Source organism: Hyphomonas sp. (assembly GCF_041689225.1).
GTDB lineage: Bacteria > Pseudomonadota > Alphaproteobacteria > Caulobacterales > Hyphomonadaceae > Hyphomonas.
The window spans coordinates 1-2,515 of record NZ_JBDNGN010000169.1; the positions used below are offsets into that span (position 1 = coordinate 1).

Below are 2,515 nucleotides of genomic sequence, written 5' to 3' on the forward strand. Positions count from 1 at the left end.
GCCAACATGGGCCGCAACAGCCCGGCGAAAATCAAGCGAATACGAAACTGCCATCGACAAATCCTCCTGCCGAATAGGAGAATCAGAGTTCGAAGCAAAAGGGAATCCCTCACGATTCCTTTTGTCGCGGATGTGCTTTAGGACGATTTCGAATTGAGCGAAGCGTACTTGTCGGCGAGGCCGTCAGCCGTCTCGCGGGCCGCATCGATCGTATCAGCAAAATCGGCGAGTTCGGCATCGATCGGCGCGGTGTCCATATCCATGTCATCGCGGGCCGCCACCGTGCTGAGGGCGCTCTGGAAATTGCGATAGGCCATCTGGGCACGCACAAGGGCGCGCTCGTAGCTCATCACGTCGGCGCGGGAGGCGGCATCGCTATCCGGACTGCGGAGGATGACGTTTGCCTCATCAGACACATTGGCGAGGCCAGAACGGGCCGACTGGGCGTCAGCCGAGATGCGCGAGAGGACGAGCGACGGCGCGTTCTTGTCGGCACCGATGCGCGAGGCATAGTTTTCGACTGTCGAATCGCGTCCGTTAATCAACGTATCGGCGAGGCCGGCAAGGCCGCCTGACGCCTCGACCCAGCCCGACTTGACCGCCTCGTCACAATATTCACCTGAAACCTTGCGCAGGACCGACTGGTTATGCGAGAGCCCGCTAAGAACTGTCACCTGCCCCGGAACCATGGATACGGTTGCGCAACCGCCCAGAAAGAATAGGGATACTGTCAGTACTACGCTACGCATCAATCCGCCACCTACACACGTGTTCGGGTCTCCACCCGTAATAAGTCTTACGAATGGTAATTAGCCAAGTCCAGTCATTGTTCCCAGACTGGCTGAGAAATAGTGAAGAACGCATGAATAAACGCCACACCCGCCGGACATTGTATCCGAGACACGAATCCCGGCGCAGCGGGCGCCTGCGCGTCTCGGACGTGCACGAAATCTACTGGGAAGAATCGGGCAACCCGGACGGCGTTCCGGTGGTTGCCCTTCATGGCGGACCTGGCGGCGGATCGAATCCCGAAATGAGACGGTTCTTCGACCCGGCGCGGTACAGGATTTTCCTGTTTGACCAGCGCGGGTGCGGCCGCTCGACCCCGCATTCGGAACTGCGCGAGAACACGACCTGGGACCTGGTCGACGACATGGAGACGCTGCGCGAGCATGTCGGCGTGAACCAATGGGTCGTTTTTGGCGGTTCATGGGGTTCGACTCTGTCGCTCGCCTATGGCGTGACGCATACGGAACGGGTCCTCGGAATCATCCTGCGCGGCGTGTTCCTTGTCTCGAAGGCCGAGATCAGCTGGTTCTACCAGTCCGGTGCCAGCCGCCTGTTCCCCGATTCCTATGACCGCTATGTCGCCCCAATTCCTGAATCGGAACGCGGCGACCTGCTGAATGCCTTTCACAAGCGCCTGATCGGCAGCGACAAGAACGCCCGGATTGAAGCGGCGCGGGCCTGGGCCCGCTGGGAAGGCGAGACCCTGTCGATCAAGGGACCGGTGACGACGCCGCCGCGCTTCAACGAGGACGATTTCGTCGACGCCTTCGCGCGGATCGAGTGCCACTATTTCATCAATCGTGGCTTCTTCGCGCATGATGCCTGGCTGCTCGAGGAGGCCGAACGCACCTTGCAGAACGTGCCGGGCGTCATCGTCCACGGGCGCTATGATGTGGTGACACCGCTGTCGACGGCCTGGGCACTGTCCAAGGCCTGGCCAAGAGCCGACCTGCACATCATTCCGGACGCCGGACATTCCTCGATGGAGCCAGGCATTGTCGACAAGCTGATACAGGCCACGGACGATATGGCGGAACACTTCCTGCCCGCCGTCAAAGCCTGACCCCTGCGCCTGTGAGGGCGCTTTGGGGTGGGGTGGGTGTCCTGAGGCGAGGTATGTGTCAGGTGTCGGGAATTTCGACTCCGTATTCCCGGCGCAGGCCGGGATCTCGTGAAGCACGTCCGGACAGGATGGCCTGAGGCCCCGGCGTTCGCCGGGGACACGGAAGTGGGGTGTCTGTCAGCGCGAACCTGAGCCGGCCCGAGACAGGTGCATCGAAAACACCCGAAGGATGTCCGAAAAGGTCATCCGAAAACTGAATGATCACGAGACGGCCATTCCACATCACGCCCCACAGCATTTGGCCGCCCGGGCCACCTGCGGCGCGGAACCATGCCTTCAGGCGCTGGATGCGCCAGAAGATAAGCGGCCAGATGGGAGGCAGGTACCAGGGCAGGCCCGGCATGGGCGTGAGGAGGCTGAAGGCTGGCATCGCGGCGCATTGGACACCGGGTACGGCAAGGGGGTGGATAGGTTGGTCAGGCGGCGTGCCTCCCTCTCCCTTGGGAGAGGGACCGAGGGTGAGGGGAAATACCCGTGCCGCCTGAACGCCCGGCGTGTTTGGAGAGGTAAGTGCCCCCTCACCCTCAACCCCCTCTCCCGGGAGGGAGGGGGTATAGTGATGTCCGATAAAAAATAATCTCGTTTGAACATACTTTGATATAA

Annotated in this window: 3 protein-coding genes; 1 reads left to right on the top strand and 2 read right to left on the bottom strand. The window is 61.0% G+C overall.

The annotated features are described in order from the left end of the window. Positions 1–137: 137 nt before the first annotated feature. The gene (locus ACESNB_RS17065; protein ID WP_373009527.1) at positions 138–749 is read right to left on the bottom strand and encodes a hypothetical protein; all 612 of its coding nucleotides are present in this window, start codon (positions 747–749) and stop codon (positions 138–140) included. Between the two features lie 113 nt (positions 750–862). Between ACESNB_RS17065 and pip the strand changes: the two genes are divergently transcribed. After that, positions 863–1,852: a prolyl aminopeptidase gene (gene pip, locus ACESNB_RS17070; protein ID WP_373009529.1), complete on the top strand. Its 990-nt coding sequence runs from the start codon at positions 863–865 to the stop codon at positions 1,850–1,852. Positions 1,853–1,910: 58 nt separating this feature from the next. Here pip and ACESNB_RS17075 read toward each other — a convergent pair whose 3' ends face one another. Beyond that, positions 1,911–2,282, bottom strand: coding sequence for a hypothetical protein (locus ACESNB_RS17075; protein ID WP_373009531.1), 372 nt, complete (start codon positions 2,280–2,282; stop codon positions 1,911–1,913). Positions 2,283–2,515: the final 233 nt, after the last annotated feature.